We start from the raw sequence: 18,515 nt of genomic DNA on the forward strand, positions 1-18,515 counted from the left end.
TGATGGCTGAACAGATCCGCGACCCGTGGCGGACGTTCCAGGGGCGGCACTGGCGGGACACGATCGACGTGGCGTCGTTCATCCAGCACAACTACACGCCGTACACCGGCGACGCCGGCTTCCTCGCCGGCCCCACCGCCCGGACCAGCGCGCTCTGGGACCAGCTCCGCGCGATGTTCGTCGAGGAACGCCGCCGGGGCGTCTACGACATCGACCAGAGCACACCGTCGACGATCACCGCCCACGCCCCCGGCTACATCGACCAGGACCGGGAACTGATCGTCGGGCTGCAGACCGACGCGCCGCTGCGGCGGGCGATCATGCCCGGTGGCGGTCTGCGGATGGTGGAGAACGCGCTGGACGCGTACGGCTACGAACCCGACCCGGTCGTACACCGGATCTTCTCCACCTACCGTAAGACCCACAACGACGCGGTCTTCGACGCCTACCCGGCGGACGTGCTGGCCGCCCGCCGCTCGCACATCGTCACCGGCCTGCCGGACGCGTACGGCCGGGGTCGGATCATCGGCGACTACCGGCGGTTGGCGCTCTACGGCGCCGACCGGCTGATCGCCGAACGGCGCGCCCACCGGGCCGCGTTGGACCAGCGTCCCTCCACCGACGACGTGATCCGCGACCGGGAGGAGCTGGCCGAGCAGATCCGCGCCCTGGGCGAACTGGTCCGGATGGCCGCGTCCTACGGGTTCGACGTCACCCGCCCAGCCGTCGACGGCCGGGAAGCGATCCAGTGGCTGTACTTCGCCTACCTCGCCGCCACCAAGGAGCAGAACGGCGCGGCGATGTCGCTGGGCCGTACCGCCACGTTCGTCGACATCTACCTGCAGCGTGACATCGCCGAGGGCCGGCTGACCGAGATGGCCGCGCAGGAACTCGTCGACGACTTCGTGATCAAGCTGCGGATCATCCGGTTCCTGCGCACCCCCGAGTACGACCAGCTCTTCTCCGGCGACCCGACCTGGGTGACCGAGGCGCTGGGCGGCACCGGAACCGACGGTCGGACGCTGGTCACCCGTACCTCGTTCCGCTACCTGCAGACCCTGTACAACCTGGGCCCGGCCCCGGAGCCCAACCTGACGGTGCTCTGGTCGCCGACCCTGCCCGACGGGTTCAAGCGGTTCTGCGCCCAGGTGTCGCTGGACACCAGCGCCATCCAGTACGAGAACGACGACACCCTGCGGTCCTGGTACGACGACGACACGGCAATCGCCTGCTGCGTGTCGGCGATGCGGGTCGGCCGCGACATGCAGTTCTTCGGCGCCCGCGCCAACCTGGCCAAGGCGCTGCTGTACGCCATCAACGGCGGCCGGGACGAGATCAGCGGCGAACAGGTCGCCCCGGCGACACCGCCGGTCGGCGGCGAGATCCTCGACTACGACGAGGTGCTGGCCGCGTTCGACAAGACGATGGACTGGCTGGCCGCGACGTACGTGACCGCGCTCAACGTCATCCACCACATGCACGACAAGTACGCGTACGAGCGGCTGGAGATGGCGCTGCACGACTACCCGGTGCATCGCTTCCTGGCCTGCGGGATCGCGGGCCTGTCGGTGGCGGTGGACAGCCTGTCTGCGATCCGACACGCCCGGGTCAAGGTGTTGCGCGACGAGACCGGGCTGGTCGTCGACTACGCGGTCGACGGCGACTACCCGAGCTTCGGCAACAACGACGACCGGGCTGACGAGATCGCGGTGTGGCTGGTCGAAACGTTCATGGCGAAGCTGCGCCGGCAGCCGGCCTACCGCGACGCGGAGCACAGCCTGTCGGTGCTCACCATCACCTCCAACGTGGTGTACGGCAAGCACACCGGTCACACCCCGGACGGCCGGCGGGCCGGCGAACCGTTCGCACCGGGCGCGAATCCGATGAACGGTCGCGACCGGCACGGACTGGTCGCCGCGGCCCTGTCGGTGGCGAAGCTGCCGTACGACTGCGCGCGGGACGGGATCTCGTTGACCACCACGGTCACCCCGGAGGGTCTGGGCCGCACCGCGCAGGAGCGGGTGACGAACCTGGTCGGCGTGTTGGACGGCTACACCGACGCCGGCGGGTTCCACCTCAACGTCAACGTGCTGGACCGGGCCACCCTGGAAGACGCGATGGAACACCCGGAGCGGTATCCGCAGCTGACGATCCGGGTCTCCGGGTACGCCGTCAACTTCGTGCGGCTCACCGCCGAACAGCAACGGGACGTGATCTCCCGGACCTTCCACACGGGGCTGTGAGCGCGATGACGACCACGGCTCGCCAACCGGCCGGGGCCACGGCCCGCCAGCCGATCGGGGCGAGCGCCCCGGTCCGGACCGGACGCCCGGTCCGGACCGGGCGTCCGGTCCGGACCGGGGCGGTCCACTCCTTCGACCTGTCGATCGGAGTGGACGGCCCTGGCACCCGGTTCGTCGCGTTCCTCGCCGGCTGCCCGCTGCGCTGCCGGTTCTGCCACAGCCCGGACACCTGGTACCGGCGTAGCGGCCGGTCGATGTCGGTCGACGACCTGCTGGCCGAGGTACGGCGATACCAGCGGTTCATCTCGGTCGCCGGCGGCGGCGTCACGCTCAGCGGCGGCGAGCCGCTGATGCAGCCGGACTTCGTCCGCGAGGTGCTGCGGGGCTGCCGGTCGATGGGCCTGCACACCGCGCTGGACACGTCGGGCTTTCTCGGTGCCCGCGCCGACGACGATCTGCTCGACCTGACCGACCTGGTGCTGCTGGACGTCAAGTCGGCGGATCCGGCGACCTATCGCCAGGTGACCCGGACCGGGCGGCTCGCGCCGACGCTACGCTTCGCGCGGCGGCTCGCCGATCGCGGCATCCCGATCTGGATCCGGTTCGTGCTCGTGCCGGGACTGACCGACGCGGTGGACAACGTCGCCGGGGTGGCCGAGGTGGCGGCCGGCCTGTCCACCCTGGCCAGGGTCGAGGTGCTGCCGTTCCACCGGCTCGGCGCCCACAAGTACGCCGAGCTCGGGCTGAACTTCCCGTTGGCCTGGACCGCGCCACCCGACGTGGCGCTACTCGACCGGGTACGGGGCCAGTTCCGCGAGCGCGGCCTCACCGTCTACTGACCGACCCGGACGCGCGACTGTCAGCGCGGTGCCCGGTGATGCTGTCAGCCGGGTGCCCGGTGATCGGCAACGGCCCGGTCCAGCGGCCCGTCGACCAGCGACGGTGGACGGTGCCGCCGCGCCCGTGGCGGGCGAGGTGCAGGGTGATCGCCTCCACCTGGCGGTACCCGGTCGCCAGTAGGAACGCCGAGGCCCGACCGTAGCTCTTGACGCCGGCGACGAAGTAGTCCGGTTCGGGGTGGCTGAGCTCGGCCACCCCGTGCGGCGGGGGCCCGGACCACGGCAACCGGGGCCGTTCCGGATCGATCAGGGTGGCCAGCCCCCGGCTCGTGCCGAGCACCGGATCGAGGTCCAGCCGCAACTCGGCCGCGATCCGGTGCTCGGCGCGGAATCCGGTCGCCACGACGACCCGGTCGGCGTCGATCGTCCGCCCGTCGCGGGCCACCAACCGCACCTGCGGATCGTGGGCCGGGCGCACCCGAGGGTCGTGAGCCGGCCGGCGGTCGCCGACGGTCTCCACCCGGTGGGTGACGAATCCCCTGGCCAGCGTGATCAGACCGGCGGCGATGAACCGGGGCAGGTCGGTGCCGGCCGCCGCGCGGGCGGGCAGGACATCGCCGACACCGCGCGGCAGCACCGGGTCCGTACCGGCCCGGCGCACCGCCCAGGTCACCCGGGTACCCGGATGCCGGCGGGCCAACTCGACCAGCGCGAGCAGCGTGTTCGCCGCCGAGTGTCCGGCTCCGACGACGACGGTGTGCCGGCCGGCGTGCGCGTCGCGGTCGGTACCCAGCACGTCGGGCAGGGAGAAGTCGAGACGGTCGGCCGCCGCCGGCTCGCCGATCGCCGGCAGCCCGTCGCCGCCGAGCCGGTTGGGCGTGTCCCAGGTGCCGGTGGTGTCGATCACCGCCCGGGCCAGGTGCTCGGTGCCGTCGGCGAGGCGGAGCACGAACGGCGTCGTCGCCCGCCCGGCGCCACGGGTACGGTCCAGGCCGAGCCGGCCGATCCCGATCACCTGGCACCCGTAGCGAATCCACGGCGCCAGCTGCGGCGATCGCGCCAGCGGCAGCAGGTAGTCCTCGATCAGCTCGGCCCCGGTCGGCCGGTCACCCGGTGCCGGCGTACGCCAGCCGCCGGCGTCGAGCAGCCGCGCGGCCACCGGGTCGACGTTGCGGTGCCACGCGCTGAACAGCCGCACGTGCTGCCAGTTGCGGATCGTGGTGCCGGCCGTGGTGCCGGCTTCCAGCACCAGTGGGACGGCACCCAGCTCGACGAGCCGGGCGGCGGCGGCCAGCCCGACCGGACCGGCCCCGATCACAGCCACCGGCAGCCGCCGGTCGGCGGACGAACGGTCGGCGTGGTGCTTGACGTAGTCGATGGTCATCTGTCTCCTCGCGACGACGTGGCAGCCGGCCGAGGAGCACACGGGTCGGGAGGACCGGGAGTCACACCCGTCACCCAACAGCGAGGTCGATGCTTGTCGGCGCAGAGCATCATGCGGTACCGCGCGCTGAGCTCCGGCTCGGCAGACACGCGTCCAACGACGAAGCGACCACGAAGATGCGCACAGCGGGTGTGTCTAGCCGCCGATGACCTGTCCGCCGGTGCCGCCGACGGTCGGTCCGCCGACAACTCGACCGTCGGCGGCGCCGTCCGCGCCCGGGCCGGGCGGGTACCCGTACAGCTCCATCAGCCGGCTCCGCGCGGCGTGCAACCGGTCGACGACCACCTGCATGAACCGGGTGGTCAACTCCCGGCCGAGCGCCTCTTCCTGGCTGATCAGCCGCCGGGTCCCGGCCGCGTCGAACTCGATCATCAGGGTCCGGTCGACCGCGACCGCGCCGAACTGCCACTGGTACGGCGGGAAGAGCCACGACCAGCCGAGCACACTGCCGGCGGCGATGGTCTCGATCCCGACGTCACCCCGGCCCGGCACGTGGAAGTCCAGCGCCACCTGCCCGGACCGCAACAGCCAGAACCGGTCGGCCCGGTGACCTTCCTGGAAGATCCGCTGTCCGCTGTGCCGCACTCCCGGTCGCGCCTGGTAGGACAGCCGTTCCAGCCAGGGTCGGGGCAGCCCGGCCAGAAACGGGTGGGAGTCGAGCAGATCAATCGTACGGATCATCGCTCCTCCAGTGTCGCCGCTCGATCCACCGGCGTGGCGTCGATATCCCTTATCGCAGCCCTGTCGGCAGCGTCGACACCAGGGCCGGAGGTCCCGGTGCCACGGGACCCGCGCCCCCCGCACGCGCGGCGTTTCGCCCCTGCCCCGCCGGCCTCGATCGGACGAGGCTGAAGGCAGGCACAGCCAGGAAGGCAGGCACAGCCAGGCACGAAGCGATGATCCCGGCCGCACCGGTGCGACGTCCCGGCCGGACGGGGAAGAGGGACGGTGGGTGGAGATGAACACCGGTTGGGTCTGGACCGAGCAGCCGGGACCGCTGATGGCGGCCTGTCTGGAAGCCGCCGCGGCGGCGCCGTCGGTGCACAACAGCCAGCCGTGGCGGTTCCGACCACACCAGGACGGGGTGGAGGTCGGCGTGGAGGTCCTCGCCGACCGCAGCCGCCAGGCCGGCCTGGTCGACCCGACCGGCCGGGAGCTGACGATCAGCATCGGGGCGGCGGTGTTCAACCTGCGGGTGGCGATGCTGGCCCACGGCCGGGTGCCGATGCTGCGGCTGCTGCCGGCCCCGGACGACCCGGACCTGCTGGCCCGGATCACGGTGGGTCCGGTCACCGAGACCGACGAGACGGTACGACTGCTCGCCCGGGCCATCCCGCACCGCCGGACGAATCGGCGTCCGTTCGCCGAGCTGCCGGTCCCGCCGGAGGTGAGTGACGAACTCGTCGCGGCCGCGCGCACCGAACACGGACAGCTGGCGATGGTCGACCCGATGGTGCTCGACTCGGTGCTGGCGTTGATCCGCAGCGCCGAGGACCGTCGTCGGGCGGATCCGGCGTACTGGACCGAGCTGGAGCGCTGGACCCGGGACCGACCGGGCCGCCTCGACGGCGTACCGCCACAGGCGTTCGGGCCGTGGCCGGTGCCGCGCTCGGTGCCGGTCCGGGACTTCGGGCTGGTCTGGCCGGCCCGGCGGCGGGTCGCCGCGTTCGAGACCGAACCGACGCTGGCGGTGCTCTACACCGTCGGCGACGGCCCCCGGGACTGGCTGCGGGCCGGGCAGGCGCTGCAGCGGGTGTTGCTGACCGCGACCGTACGCGGACTGTCCACCACGCTGCTGACCCAGCCGCTGGAGTTCCCGGAACTTCGGGACCTGCTCGGCGGGCGCGACGACGGTCGGCGGGCGCAGGCGATCGTCCGGATCGGCTACGGTCCGCTGAGCCCGCCGGTGCCGCGCCGCCCGGTGGCCGAGCTGCTCGACCCGCCGGTCGGTCTACCGGTGCCCGTCGGTGACCGCCGTAGCGGCGGTGCCCGGACTGGTGTTACATCTGTCCCGGAGCGGGAACGGAAGCGCATCGGGTCCGAATCCCGCTCCGGGCCGCCCGACAGTCGCGCGGCCCGGCAGCAGACCTGACCAGAAGGGGCGCCTGATGGACGACGCGACGACGACCGACACCACGGACCGGGACCGGCCGATCGCCGTCATGCTCGCCGAGGCCGCTGGCGCGGCCGGCTACGCGCCGTCGGTGCACAACACCCAGCCGTGGCAGTGGCGGGTCCGGGCCGACCGGTTGGAGCTGTTCGCGGCGCGTGACCGCCAGCTGCCGGCCACCGATTCCGACGGCCGGCTGCTGACCCTCAGCTGCGGTGCCGCGCTGCACCACGCCCGGATCGCGCTGGCCGCCCGGGGCGTGCGCGCCGAGGTGGACCGGCTGCCGGACCCTGACGCCGCCGATCTGCTCGCCGTCGTCCGGCCGACCGGCCGGATCGCCGTCCAGCCGGAAACGATGCGGCTGGTGCAGGCGATGCAGGTCCGGCACACCGACCGCCGGCCGGTCAGCGACGAGCCGCTGCCGGTGGCGTCGGTCACCGCGATCGCGGCGGCCGCCGGTTCCACCGTACGGATGCAGATCCTCAGCTCTGACCAGGTGATGCTGCTGGCCGCCGCCGCCAGCCGGGCCGAGGAGGTCACCTCCGAGGATCCGCAGATCCGGGAGGAGCTGGCCTACTGGACGGGGTTGGCCGCGCCGGACGGTACCGGCCTGCCGGACGGTACCGGTCTGCCGGAGACCGTGCTGCCGGAGCAGCCGGCGCAGACCACGGTGCCGGGACGCGACTTCGGCCGGGCCGGCACGCTGCCGGTCGGTGGTGGTCACGACCGGGCCGCCGTCTACGCGCTGCTGTTCGGTGACGACGACGAGCCGGCGTCCTGGCTGGCCGCCGGGGAGGCGCTCTCCGCGGCCTGGCTGACCGCCACCGAACTCGGGGTCTCGGTGGTCCCGTTGAGCGGGGCGGTCGAGGTGACCAGCACCCGGCAGACGTTGCGCCGTGTTCTCGCCGACCTCGGATACCCGTACCTGGTGCTGCGGCTCGGCATTTCCAGCGCCGACCACGCCGGACCGCCGCACACCCCTCGGATGCCGGCCGCGCAGGTGGTGGACACCAGCGACGTACGGCTGACGGAGCCGGACCAACCTGAGGAGTGAGTGACCTTGACTGTCTCCGCAAACAGCTCCGAGAACGGCCACAGGAACGGCTCCGGGAACGGCTCCGGCCGGGCGCCGATCCTCGTCGGCGTCGACGGTTCGCCGTCAGCGGTGGCGGCGACGGGGTTCGCCGCCCGCGAAGCGGACCTGCGGGGGCTGCCACTGCGCGTCGTGCACGCCTTCACCTGGCCGGCGATGCGGATGCCGATGGGCTCGGCGCCGATGGGCCTGGCCGCGATGGTGCCGCCGGAGACCGAGGTCAAGCGCTACACCCAGGACATCGTCGACGAGGCGGCGGCCGCCGCGACGAAAGCCGCGCCGCAGATCGACGTCACGACCCGGGTGATCGACGGTGCCGCCGCGCCCGTGCTGCTCGCCGAATCCCGCTCCGCCGCCCTGGTCGTCCTCGGCGACCAGGGTTTCGGACCCATCTCCGGTGCGCTGATCGGCTCGGTCGCCTCGCAGGTCGCCACCCACGCCGAGTGCCCGGTGCTGGTGATCCGCGCGGCCGGCGACCCGGACGGCCCGGTGATCGTCGGCGTCGACGGGTCGGAACTGTCCGAGCGGGCCGTCGAGTTCGCCGCCGCCGAGGCCAGCCTGCGCGGGGCCGACCTGCTGGCGGTGCACACCTGGACCCATCCCCCGTCGATCGGACCCGGCGACATGCAACCGCTGGTGTACGACGTCGAGGCGCTGCGGGCCGAAGAGGAGCTGGTGCTGGCCGAGTCGGTGGCCGGCGTCCGGCAACGCTACCCGGACCTGACCGTCCGGCAGGTGTGCACCCAGGGGCGGGCGACGAAGGTGCTGGTCGAGGAGTCCGACCGGGGGCAGCTGCTGGTCGTCGGGGCGCGGGGTCGGGGCGGATTCACCGGCCTGCTGCTCGGGTCGGTGAGCAACTCCCTGCTCTACCAGAGCCGCTGCCCGCTGGCGGTGGTCCGGGTCCCGAAGGACAAGGGCTGAGCACAGTGAGGCTTGACATCGTCGGCGATCGGCGGCTGCCCGGGGCGAAGGGTCGGCGATAGCATCGGGGCCGTGGCCACCTCGATCCCCCCGCCGGAGGAACACCGCGACGTTCCCTCTCTCGGTCTGACGCCGCTTTCGCGGGTACGCCTCGACGAGTTGCTGCACGAGATGCTCGACCGGGTGGGCCAGGTGGTCAGCAGTCGTGAACGGCTGCGGGCCCTGCTGGACGCGGTCGTCGGCATCGGCACCGACCTGGATCTGCACAGCACGTTGCGGCGCATCGTCGAGGCCGCCTGCGGGCTGGCCGGTGCCCGGTACGGCGCGCTCGGCGTGATCGGACCCGACCGCCAACTGGTGGATTTCATCACCCACGGCGTCGACACGGCCACCCACGCCGCGATCGGTGACCTGCCGCACGGTCGCGGGGTGCTCGGGCTGCTGATCGACGATCCGGCCCCGGTCCGGATGCCGGACATCACCCGACACCCCCGCTCGTACGGCTTCCCGGCCAACCATCCGCCGATGCACAGCTTCCTGGGGGTGCCGTTGCGCATCCGGGACCAAGTGTTCGGCAACCTCTACCTGGCCGAGAAGCAGGGCGCGGCGGAGTTCACCGAGGACGACGAGGAGATCGTGACGGCGTTGGCCGCGGCGGCCGGCGTCGCGATCGAGAACGCCCGCCTGTACGAGCTGGCCAGTCGCCGGGAGCGGTGGCTGGCGGCCACCGCCGAGATCACCGGGGTGCTGCTCGGCACGGTACGGCGTACCGACGCGTTGGCGTTGGTCGCGCGGCGGGCGCGGGAGGTCTCCGAGGCCGACCTGGTGTTGGTGTTGGTCAACGACGACCAGGCCGGGCAGTTCACCGTCGAGGTGGTGGACGCACCGGACGGGGCCCCGGCGGGCCTGGTCGGGGCGGTGTTGCCGGTCGACGAGACCAGCTTCGCCGACGCGGTGGCCAGCGGCCGGCACATCATGGTCGAAAGCCTGGTCAAGGCCGCCCCGTGGCCGGTGCCGGTGGCCGCCGGACCGGCGGTGGTGTCGCCGTTGACGGTGGCCGACACGTCGCACGGCGTCCTGGTCGTGGCGCACCGCAGCGACGCCGGCGCCGCCGCCGACGGCGACGTCGGGCTGCTGGCCAGCTTCGCCGGTCAGGCGGCGCTGGCCATGGAACGGGCCCGGGCGCAGGAGGAACGCGAGTTGCTGGTGGTGCTGGAGGACCGCGAACGTATCGCCCGGGACCTGCACGACGTGGTGATCCAGCGGCTGTTCGCCACCGGGCTGCAGTTGCAGAGCGCGATGCCGCTCACCACCCGTCCCGAGGTCGGCAAGCGGATCAACGCCGCCGTCGACGATCTCGACTCGACGATCCGCGACATCCGCCGGGCGATCTTCGAGCTCCGTACGCCGATGAGCGCCGCGCTGCGGACCGAGTTGCGCGACGCGGTCGACCTGGCCGCCGAGGGACTGGGGTTCCGCCCGACGCTGGAACTGACCGGTCCGGTGGACAGCGCGGTGCCCGACGCGCTGCGTCCCGAACTGCTGGCGGTGCTGCGGGAGGCGCTGTCGAACGTGGTGCGCCACGCGGACGCGAGCCAGGTCGGGGTCGCGGTCCAGGCGTTGTCCGGCCAGCTGTCGCTGACGGTGACCGACGACGGGGTCGGGGTCGATCCGGCGGCGGCGCGCGGCGGGCTGGTCAACATGCGCGAGCGGGCCGAACGGTTCGGTGGCGAGTTCTCGGTGGTGGCCGGTCGGCCGCGCGGCACGGTGCTGAGCTGGCGTGTCCCGCTGACCGACTGACCTGGTCGGCCGCGCGGCGGTCGGCCGGTCAGCCGGCTGCGGGGTTCGGCTCAGTGCCGCTGGCCGAGCAGCCGGGTGGCCAGCACCGCCGCCTGGGTACGACGCTCCAGCCCCAGCTTGGCCAGCAGGCTGGACACGTAGTTCTTGACCGTCTTCTCGGCCAGGAACATCTTGCCGGCGATTTCCCGGTTGGTGAGCCCTTCGGCGACGTACTCCAGGATCCGCCGTTCCTGGTCGGTGAGCGACTTGAGCTCGTGCGGTTCCTCGACGCCGCTGCGGATGCGTTCCAGCACCCGGCGGGTGACGGCAGGGTCGAGCAGCGACTGCCCGGCGGCGACCCGGCGGACCGCGTCGACCAGGTCGGTGCCCCGGATCTGCTTGAGGACGTAGCCGGCGGCACCGGCCATGATCGCGGCGAACAGGGCCTCGTCGTCCTCGTACGAGGTGAGGATCAGGCCGTTGATCGACGAGTCGACGGCCCGGATGTCGCGGCAGACGTCGATGCCGTTGCCGTCGGGGAGTCGGGCGTCGAGGATCGCCACGTCCGGCCGCAGCGCCGGGATGCGACGGGTCGCTTCCTGCGCGGACCCGGACTCGCCGACGACTTCGATGTCACCGCTGCTCTGCAGCAGGTCGGCGAGGCCGCGGCGGACGACTTCGTGGTCGTCGAGCAGAAAGACACGGATCATCTCCCGTTTCTACCCTGTGCCGACCGGTGTTGCCCAGGGCCGAAAGTCCCGCGAGTCGCGCACACCAGCCGCGCGAGCGCACGCGCCGCGCGCCCCCCGCGACCGCCGGGCCGGGTGCGGCTGGGCCCACCGATTCGGGACGTCCGACCCTGCCCGTGCCCGCGCCGAAGGCGCATGGTGGTCATCTGAGACGACGACCGCAGGGACGGTACCGATGCTGACTTCCACGTTCACCGAGGCGGAGTTGCGAACGGCGGTCGCCGCCGCGATCCGGGCACCGTCGCTGCACAACAGCCAGCCCTGGCGGTTCCGGCTCGCCGGCGGCGCGATCGAGTTGCGCCTCGACCCGGGTCGACGGTTGCCGGCCTGCGATCCGACGGGCTGGGCGGCCCGGATCAGTTGCGGCGCGGCACTGTTCAACCTGCGGCTGGCGTTGGCCGTCGCCGGAGCACCCGCCGAGGTGCGGTTGCGGCCCGAACCGGCCGAGCCGGCGATCCTGGCGCGGCTGGTGCCCGGACCGCCCCGTCCGGCGACGCCGACCGAGACCCGGCTGTACGCGGCGATCGGCCGACGCCACAGCAACCGGCTGCCGTTCCTACCGGAACCGGTGCCCGCCGAGGCGCGGCACCGGATGATCGAGGCGGCACGGGCCGAGGGCGGCTGGCTGGAGCTGGTGATCGGGTCCACCGCTGTCGGCGCGGTCGCCGAGATCGCGATGAGCGCCAACCGGGTGCTCGACCGGGATCCCGACTACCGCGACGAGCTCGCCCGCTGGACCCGGCACGGGCCGGCGTCGGACGGCGTCCCGGCGCTCGCCGGCGGCCCGGTCGCCGAACCGCAGGACCTACTGCCGCAACGGCCGTTCGGCGACCAGCGGCGGGCACCCGGCCGGGACTTCGAGACCGAACCGCTGGTCGGTGTGCTCGGCGCGCCCGGCAACAGCACCAACGACCAGCTCGCCGCCGGACAGGCCCTGCAGCGGGTGCTGTTGACCGTCACCGACGCCGGACTGGCCGCGTCGATGCTGTCCCAGCCGATCGAGGTGCCGCAGGCCCGGGAACAGCTGCGGCGCGCGCTCGGCCGGTTCGGATCCCCCCAAATGGTGCTCCGGATCGGATACGGTCAGCCCGGTCGACCGACGCCACGTCGGGAACCGGCCGACGTGATCGACCTGGTCCTGGAGGACACATGAGCGACCCGATCATCGCGGGTGTGGACGGATCACCGGCGAGCCTGGGCGCGGCGCGGCACGCCGCCGACGCGGCCCACCGGCGCGACGCCCCGCTGGTGCTGGTCCACGGCTACCTGCACGCGTTCGGGTACGGCATTCCGATCAACCCGTACGACGGCGAGCTGCCCGGCCCCAACGAGGACGGCGAACGGATGCTGGTCGAGACCGCGGCGGCGTTGCGCGCCGACCGGCCCGGTCTGGCAGTGCAGACCCGTCAGGTGGCGGCCGGTGGCGCGCCCACCCTGATCGAGGAGTCGCGGCACGCCGAGCTCGTCGTGGTCGGCAGCCGGGGCCACGGCGGCTTCGCCGGGCTGCTGCTCGGCTCGGTGAGTTCCCAGGTCGCCGGGCACGCGCACTGCCCGGTGCTGGTGGTCCGTCCGCCCGAGGCGCCGGTGGACGCCGACGGGCCGGTGCTGGTCGGCGTGGACGGCTCGGCGCACGCCGACACGGCGCTGCACGTGGCGGCGGACGAGGCGGCGTCGCGCGGCACCACGCTCGCGCTGCTGCACGTCTGGTGGCCGAGTTCGATGCGGGACACCACCGAGGTGGTGGCCGCCGACGGCGCCCGGCGGGAGGCCGGCGAGGTGCTCGACTCGGCGACGGCCACGGTCCGGCGCCGCCACCCGGATCTGCCGGTCGACCAGCGGCCGGTGGAGGGGGTGGAGGCGGACGCGGTGATGGTGGAGGCCAGCCGCAAGGCATCGCTGGTGGTCGTCGGTTCGCGGGGCCGGGGTGGTTTCGCCGGGCTGCTACTCGGATCGGTCAGCCAGACCCTGGTGCATCACGCGCACTGCCCGGTCCTGGTGGCCCGCCCGCACTCGCACCGGGCCTGACGGTGTGACGGCAGGTGCCGTCACACCGGCGGCGCGGCGGGCTCGGGATCGGTCACGTCGTGTACCGCAGGATCGCGCCGATCCCGTCCGGCACCTGGTCGGCGAGGTCGGCCGGCACGCTCAACACCTGGGCGCCACCGGCCAGGGCGGCCCGGGTCGCGACGTCGCCGAGCGAGGCACGGACCGGGTCGGTCGCGCCGAGCGCGTTCACCTCGGCGCTGGTCGTCCCGACCTGGTCGGGCCGGTCGCCGGCGTACGCCGGCCGCTCCAGCAGATCCGGGTCGTCGACGAGCATCAGGGTCGCCACCTGGTGCCGGGCCAGGGTGGCCAGGGTGTCGGACGCCCCGCCGGTCGCCCGGTCGGCCTGACCGCGCTCCCGCTGATAGGCGTCGACGGCCTCGGCGACGTCCGCGTCAGCCAGCCGACGTACCACCTCGACGGCTTGTTCCACCGCCGCGTCGGTGGTGTCGTAGGCGCCCTGGACCTCGTGCAGCAGGTCGGCGACCCGACTCGGGGCCTTGTCCCGCAGGAACTGCACAGCGCGCACGTCGCCGGTGACGACGATGACCCGGGGACGGAGTTCGTCCACCAGGTCGGCGAGCCGGTCGGCCACCAGGGTGGCGTTCGCCTCCCAGCGGTCCTCGGCCCGCTGCTGGAACCGACGTTGGGACCATCCGCCGGGGTGGGACCGGGTGATGTGCAGCGTCTCCCCGGTCACGCTCTCAGTGATCTCGTCACCGTCGGGCCGCATCGCGACCAGCTCGGCACCGGTCCGGTCGGTCGCCACCACGAGCACCGGCAGTTGCCGTTGGTCCCACCGCAGCAGGGGCAGCAGATGCGGGACCGGACCGTAGCGGGCGACCTCCCGGGGCGGCGCGTCGGGCAGCTGCCGGGCCACCCGTACGCCGGTGGCGTCGGCGAGCACGACGAGGGTGTCGCCGTCGGGGTGCGACCGCGTGGTCAGCGGCTCGATCTGGTCGAGCAGGTCCTCGGGTGCCCCGTCGTCGGCGAGTCGGCGGCGGGCGGCCCGCCAGCGGAGTTCGACCTGCCGGGCCGTGTCGGCGCTCTGGCCGCTGGTGTCGAGGTAGAGCGACACGAACGGGCCGTCGGCGTGGGCGAGTTCCGCGACCGTGGTACGCACCTGAGTCGAGGTCATGGTTCGTCCTCTCCGTCGTTTCCGTCGTTGGGCGGGTGGGCTGAATTGGACCCTCTACCCGCTGGGGCCGGCGGCTACTCCCGCCGCCCCGCCCGTACGAGCGGCCGCCGAGGTCGGTCAGTGACCTCGGCCGAAGGCGTCGACCACGCCCCAGCGTCCGGGAATGTCGAGCAGTTCGATCCGGCCGATGTCGCTCGGCAGGTGCGGGCGGACGATCAGATGTTCACCTTTGGGTTCCAGGCCGAGCATGCCGCGCAGGAACATCAGGATCGACCCGGCGGACCAGGAGTGCGGGCTGCACGCCGCCGGATACTGGACCGGGTACTTGGTCAACGTCCGGTCGTAGCCGGCGAACGCGCCGGGCAGCCGGCCGTCGAAGAACCGGGCCGCGTCGATCATCGACCCGGCGATCCGGGCGGCCTGTTCGTCGAAGCCGTACCGGCGCATGCCGAGTGCGATCAACGAGTTGTCGAAGGGCCAGACCGTACCGGTGTGGTAGCCGACCGGGCTGTATCTCCCCTCCCCCTCGGCGAGGCTGCGCACCCCCCAGCCGGAGAAGAGCCGGCGGTCCATCAGGTGTCCGACGATCCGCTGGGCCTTGTCCCGGTCGACGATCCCGCTCCACAGCAGGTGCCCCATGTTGGAGGCGTACGCGTCCAGCAGGTTGCCGTCGGCGTCCATGCCCAGCGCGAAGTATTCCCGGTCGGCGATCCAGAAGTCGCGGTTGAACCGCAGTTTCAGCTCCGCTGCTTCCCGCTCCAGCTGATCGGCGTACGCCGGATCGTCCCAGATCTCGCGGGCGAGCCGCGCCCCGCGCCGTTTCGCGTCGTAGACGTAGCCCTGCAGTTCACAGGTCGCCCGGGGGCCGACCGGCAGCCGTCCGTCGCTGAACGAGATGCCGTCGGGAGAGTCCTTCCAGCACTGGTTCTCCGCGCCCAGTCGGTCGTTGCGGCGGGCATACCACAGGTATCCGTCGCCCATGATGTCGCCGTACGCGTCGATCCACCGCAACGCCTGCCGGGTGTGGAATTCGAGTTCGCGGACGAGCTTCAGGTCGCCGGTCCAGCGCTCGTACTCGTCGACGGCGATCACGAACAGCGGGGTGGTGTCGGCACCACCGTAGTAGGGGCAGGCCGCGATCTCCTCGAATCCGGCCCGTTCGCCGTACCGGAACTCCTGGAGGATCTTGCCCGGTTCCTCTTCGGTGAAGTCGTCGAGCCGGTTGCCCTGCGCGTCGGCGAGGCCGTGCAGGATGGCCGGCACGATCTGCGGGACGAAGGGCAGCACCTGCAGGCAGGTGATCAGGCTGTCGCGTCCGAAGAGACCCATCAGCCAGGGCAGGCCGGCGGCGAGGATCTTCTCGCCCCGGGTGTTGGCCATGTAGCGCAAGGCCGCCAGATCGATGAGACTTCGCCGGTACGCCTCGGCGAGCGCGGTCGAGTCACATGTCAGGGTTGGTGCGGCGACGAGCCACTCGGTCAGCAGCCGACCCATCTCGACTTTGGCCGGGGTGTCGTAGGTGGGGACCGCCTCGCGGATGTCGCGACCCTCCGCACCTCGGGTCCAGACCACCACCTGGAAGGTGGTGGTCCACGCCTCATGCGGCGGTATCCGCACGTCGAAGGTCATTCCGTGGTCGTCGACCGTGCCTTCGACGCTGCTGGAGATCACCACTTCGCGGCGCTGGCTCTCGCGGGTGTAGAGCAGCCGTAGCGTGCCGCGGTCCACCGCCGTGGAGATCTTGCCTTTCTTGCGCACGTCGCCGGTCTCGGTGATGTCGGCGAAGTCGGTACCCATGTCGATGCGGATCCGCAGGTCCACGTCGACGGTCCGGTGGTTGAGCACGGTCAACTGTTCCAGGAGGAGCCCGCCGCCGACCGACCGTTGGCGGATCACGGACAGGTCCGCGTCGACGTAGTGGGTGGGTTCACCCGGTACCAGGAAGTAACGTGACTCGAAGTACTGCAGATCGTCGATGGACAACGCGGTCAACCGCTCGCCGTTGACGGTCAGGTCCCAGGTCGACAGTAGGCGCATGTCGTAGGCGAACAGGCCGGTCGGCAGCTCCGTGGAGGCGAGAATGTCCCCCCGGTTGTCGCTGACCATGAACATCACGCCGTCGACGATGCTGGTGTAGCTGAGACTTCTCACCTGGCTCGCCTCCATCCGTCGGCCATCTGGCGGGGATGACGCGCGCCGGGGGTGTCCGGCAGCAACCGACGGAACATCAGAATCAGCGGGAACATCCCTTCGAGGCCCAGGGCGTAGCGGACGACCGCCGGATCGATGCGTTCCCGGCTCTGGAGGATCTGGTCGAACAGTTCGCTGTCGACGGTGACCACGCAGTCGGCGGGACCGTCGGTTTCCTCGGACCGCACGTCGCCGTGCTCCATCCGCAGAAGCCAGTGGCGGACCTGGTCACCGTCGCGGACGTCGAAACGCAACGTGCCGTCCATCATCGGTGGGACCCGTTGCGCACCGTTGCGGTTGACCTCGGCGAAGAAGGCTCGCGCGACCGCCGACATCCGCCACCTCCACATTCCGTCGCGTTTCGGACGCGTGTCCTCCCGTCGGATTCTCCCGCCGAGCCGGGTCGGGGGCCGACGTGACAGCAGAATTCACCCTCGGAGTACGACCTTCCGCCTCCATGGCGAACCAGCCACCGGCGGCACCTGTGACCATGATCGGCCGGTAACAGCACGGTGACCCCGGTGGCAGGGGCGACGCACGCACCAGCGATCGCCCCGCCACCCGTGCCGACCGATCAGCGGCCGGCCAGACCTGACCAGTGATTGACATGAGTCGATTTTGATGTCAGCCTCGTGGCAGGTCTGCTGCGGGAGCCAGCAGCGGTGTGGAGAGCAGGGCAACTCTCCGCCGGACCGGGTGTCGACCCCGACCGTGCACGCACCGCGTCTGAGCCGGACCGCGCGCACAGCGACGGCCGTCCCCTTCTGGGCACGCAGCATCTCACCCTGACCGCGCCCGGCGCAGCCGGCGCACCAACCGAGGTTGGAGTCTTCATGTCCTCTGTCACCACCACCCGACGACCGATAGGGCTGTACGCCCTGGTCGTCGCCGTCGCGGCCGCGCTGCTGCTCACCACCGCGCTGGCCAACGTCGCCTCGGCGCATGGTTCGGTCGTCAGCCCCGCATCGCGCAACTACGGCTGCCTGGAGCGCTGGGGCGACAACCACATGGCGCCCGAGATGGCCGCCGAAGACCCGATGTGCTACCAGGCCTGGCAGGCCAACGCCGCCGCCATGTGGAACTGGAACGGCCTCTACCGGGAAGGCGTCGGCGGCAACCACCAGGGCGCCATACCGAACGGCCAGCTCTGCAGCGGCGGCCGCACCGAAGGCGGCCGCTACAACGCCATGGACACGATCGGCAACTGGCACGCCACGTCGATCGGCAACTCGTTCAACCTGCGCCTGTTCGACCAGGCCAGCCACGGCGCCGACTACATCCGGGTGTACGTCACCCGGCAGGGCTTCAACCCCGTCACCCAGGCCCTGGGCTGGGGCAACCTGGAACTGGTCGCGCAGATCGGCAACACCCCCGCGTCGCGCTGGCAGAGCGTGCCCAGCGGGGTGCAGATCGACATCCCGGTCAACGCGCCGGGACGCACCGGCCGGCACATGGTCTACACGATCTGGCAGGCCAGCCACATGGACCAGTCCTACTACTTCTGCAGTGACGTGAACTTCGGCGGTACGAGCACCCCGCCGCCGACCACCGCCCCACCGACCACTCCCCCGCCGACCACTCCCCCGCCGACCACTCCCCCGCCGACCACCGCCCCGCCGACCACCGCCCCGCCGACCACGCCGCCGCCCGGCTCGGCCGGCTGCACCGCCACCTACAGCGTCGCCTCGACCTGGTCCGGCGGCTTCCAGGGCGACGTACGGGTGACCGCCGGCTCCTCGGCGATCAGCGGCTGGACGGTCACCCTGGCCTACCCCGGCGGGCAGACCGTGCAGCAGGCGTGGAACGCCACCGTCTCAGCCAGCGGGTCGACGGTGACTGCCCGTAACGTCAGCTACAACGGCAGCCTCGGCGCCGGTGCCAGCACCAGCTTCGGGTTCATCGGTGGGACCTCCGGCGGCACTCCGTCGGTGACCTGCACCGCCTCCTGAGGCACCCCCGGTCAGTA

15 protein-coding genes are annotated in these 18,515 nt (G+C 72.1%); 9 read left to right on the forward strand and 6 right to left on the reverse strand.

What is annotated here, in order from left to right:
* Positions 1-2 precede the first annotated feature (2 nt).
* Complete coding sequence (pflB, locus tag O7632_RS22485; RefSeq protein WP_278116971.1) at positions 3-2,243, forward strand: formate C-acetyltransferase; 2,241 nt, start codon at positions 3-5, stop codon at positions 2,241-2,243.
* Between the two features lie 5 nt (positions 2,244-2,248).
* Entirely contained in the window at positions 2,249-3,082 is an 834-nt protein-coding gene (gene pflA / locus O7632_RS22490) for a pyruvate formate-lyase-activating protein (RefSeq protein ID WP_278116972.1), read from the forward strand.
* Here the strand turns inward: pflA and O7632_RS22495 are convergent.
* Positions 3,069-4,466 (reverse strand): NAD(P)-binding protein, encoded by a 1,398-nt coding sequence (locus tag O7632_RS22495; RefSeq protein ID WP_278116974.1) that lies wholly within the window; start codon positions 4,464-4,466, stop codon positions 3,069-3,071. The genes pflA and O7632_RS22495 overlap by 14 nt on opposite strands.
* Positions 4,467-4,661: 195 nt before the next feature.
* A complete protein-coding gene (locus O7632_RS22500; protein ID WP_278116977.1) occupies positions 4,662-5,207 on the reverse strand; it encodes a cyclic nucleotide-binding domain-containing protein in 546 nt (181 codons plus the stop codon).
* A gap of 277 nt (positions 5,208-5,484) precedes the next feature.
* Between O7632_RS22500 and O7632_RS22505 the strand changes: the two genes are divergently transcribed.
* The 4 genes from O7632_RS22505 (at position 5,485) to O7632_RS22520 (ending at position 10,450) form a co-directional block, all read left to right on the forward strand.
* Positions 5,485-6,618: a nitroreductase family protein gene (locus O7632_RS22505; RefSeq protein WP_278116979.1), complete on the forward strand. Its 1,134-nt coding sequence runs from the start codon at positions 5,485-5,487 to the stop codon at positions 6,616-6,618.
* Between the two features lie 16 nt (positions 6,619-6,634).
* Entirely contained in the window at positions 6,635-7,690 is a 1,056-nt protein-coding gene (locus tag O7632_RS22510) for a nitroreductase (RefSeq protein ID WP_278116981.1), read from the forward strand.
* 78 nt (positions 7,691-7,768) lie between these two features.
* Positions 7,769-8,650 (forward strand): universal stress protein, encoded by an 882-nt coding sequence (locus O7632_RS22515; protein WP_278120287.1) that lies wholly within the window; start codon positions 7,769-7,771, stop codon positions 8,648-8,650.
* A gap of 171 nt (positions 8,651-8,821) precedes the next feature.
* Positions 8,822-10,450: a GAF domain-containing sensor histidine kinase gene (locus O7632_RS22520; protein ID WP_278120289.1), complete on the forward strand. Its 1,629-nt coding sequence runs from the start codon at positions 8,822-8,824 to the stop codon at positions 10,448-10,450.
* Positions 10,451-10,500: 50 nt separating this feature from the next.
* Here the strand turns inward: O7632_RS22520 and O7632_RS22525 are convergent, their stop codons facing one another.
* Positions 10,501-11,139 (reverse strand): response regulator transcription factor, encoded by a 639-nt coding sequence (locus tag O7632_RS22525; protein WP_278116983.1) that lies wholly within the window; start codon positions 11,137-11,139, stop codon positions 10,501-10,503.
* A 217-nt stretch (positions 11,140-11,356) separates the two neighbouring features.
* Here O7632_RS22525 and O7632_RS22530 point away from each other — a divergent pair, with 217 nt between their 5' ends.
* Positions 11,357-12,331, forward strand: a complete 975-nt coding sequence (locus O7632_RS22530; protein WP_278120290.1) for a nitroreductase family protein — start codon at positions 11,357-11,359, stop codon at positions 12,329-12,331.
* Positions 12,328-13,203 carry a universal stress protein gene (locus tag O7632_RS22535; RefSeq protein WP_278116985.1) on the forward strand — a complete coding sequence of 292 codons (876 nt, stop codon included), beginning with the start codon at positions 12,328-12,330 and terminating at the stop codon, positions 13,201-13,203. The genes O7632_RS22530 and O7632_RS22535 overlap by 4 nt, the downstream gene beginning before the upstream one ends.
* Positions 13,204-13,255: 52 nt before the next feature.
* Here the strand turns inward: O7632_RS22535 and O7632_RS22540 are convergent, their stop codons facing one another.
* From O7632_RS22540 to O7632_RS22550, 3 genes are all read right to left on the reverse strand, one after another.
* Positions 13,256-14,359 carry a Vms1/Ankzf1 family peptidyl-tRNA hydrolase gene (locus O7632_RS22540; RefSeq protein ID WP_278116987.1) on the reverse strand — a complete coding sequence of 368 codons (1,104 nt, stop codon included), beginning with the start codon at positions 14,357-14,359 and terminating at the stop codon, positions 13,256-13,258.
* A gap of 117 nt (positions 14,360-14,476) precedes the next feature.
* Entirely contained in the window at positions 14,477-16,510 is a 2,034-nt protein-coding gene (locus O7632_RS22545; RefSeq protein ID WP_278116988.1) for a glycogen debranching N-terminal domain-containing protein, read from the reverse strand.
* Complete coding sequence (locus tag O7632_RS22550) at positions 16,507-16,884, reverse strand: SCP2 sterol-binding domain-containing protein (RefSeq protein ID WP_278116990.1); 378 nt, start codon at positions 16,882-16,884, stop codon at positions 16,507-16,509. The genes O7632_RS22545 and O7632_RS22550 overlap by 4 nt, the downstream gene beginning before the upstream one ends.
* Before the next feature lie 498 nt (positions 16,885-17,382).
* Here O7632_RS22550 and O7632_RS22555 point away from each other — a divergent pair, with 498 nt between their 5' ends.
* Positions 17,383-18,498 carry a lytic polysaccharide monooxygenase gene (locus tag O7632_RS22555; RefSeq protein ID WP_278116991.1) on the forward strand — a complete coding sequence of 372 codons (1,116 nt, stop codon included), beginning with the start codon at positions 17,383-17,385 and terminating at the stop codon, positions 18,496-18,498.
* Positions 18,499-18,515 lie beyond the last annotated feature (17 nt).

The sequence above is a fragment of the Solwaraspora sp. WMMD406 genome, assembly GCF_029626025.1.
Lineage (GTDB): Bacteria > Actinomycetota > Actinomycetes > Mycobacteriales > Micromonosporaceae > Micromonospora_E.

Excerpts from the sequence above, each read along its gene's own strand:
- pflB (WP_278116971.1), top strand. The coding sequence starts at position 3 with ATGGCTGAACAGATCCGCGACCCGTGGCGGACGTTCCAGGGGCGGCAC.
- pflA (WP_278116972.1), top strand. The coding sequence starts at position 2,249 with ATGACGACCACGGCTCGCCAACCGGCCGGGGCCACGGCCCGCCAGCCG.
- O7632_RS22495 (WP_278116974.1), bottom strand. The coding sequence starts at position 4,466 with ATGACCATCGACTACGTCAAGCACCACGCCGACCGTTCGTCCGCCGAC.
- O7632_RS22500 (WP_278116977.1), bottom strand. The coding sequence starts at position 5,207 with ATGATCCGTACGATTGATCTGCTCGACTCCCACCCGTTTCTGGCCGGG.
- O7632_RS22505 (WP_278116979.1), top strand. The coding sequence starts at position 5,485 with ATGAACACCGGTTGGGTCTGGACCGAGCAGCCGGGACCGCTGATGGCG.
- O7632_RS22510 (WP_278116981.1), top strand. The coding sequence starts at position 6,635 with ATGGACGACGCGACGACGACCGACACCACGGACCGGGACCGGCCGATC.
- O7632_RS22520 (WP_278120289.1), top strand. The coding sequence starts at position 8,822 with ATGCTCGACCGGGTGGGCCAGGTGGTCAGCAGTCGTGAACGGCTGCGG.
- O7632_RS22525 (WP_278116983.1), bottom strand. The coding sequence starts at position 11,139 with ATGATCCGTGTCTTTCTGCTCGACGACCACGAAGTCGTCCGCCGCGGC.
- O7632_RS22535 (WP_278116985.1), top strand. The coding sequence starts at position 12,328 with ATGAGCGACCCGATCATCGCGGGTGTGGACGGATCACCGGCGAGCCTG.
- O7632_RS22540 (WP_278116987.1), bottom strand. The coding sequence starts at position 14,359 with ATGACCTCGACTCAGGTGCGTACCACGGTCGCGGAACTCGCCCACGCC.
- O7632_RS22550 (WP_278116990.1), bottom strand. The coding sequence starts at position 16,884 with ATGTCGGCGGTCGCGCGAGCCTTCTTCGCCGAGGTCAACCGCAACGGT.
- O7632_RS22555 (WP_278116991.1), top strand. The coding sequence starts at position 17,383 with ATGTCCTCTGTCACCACCACCCGACGACCGATAGGGCTGTACGCCCTG.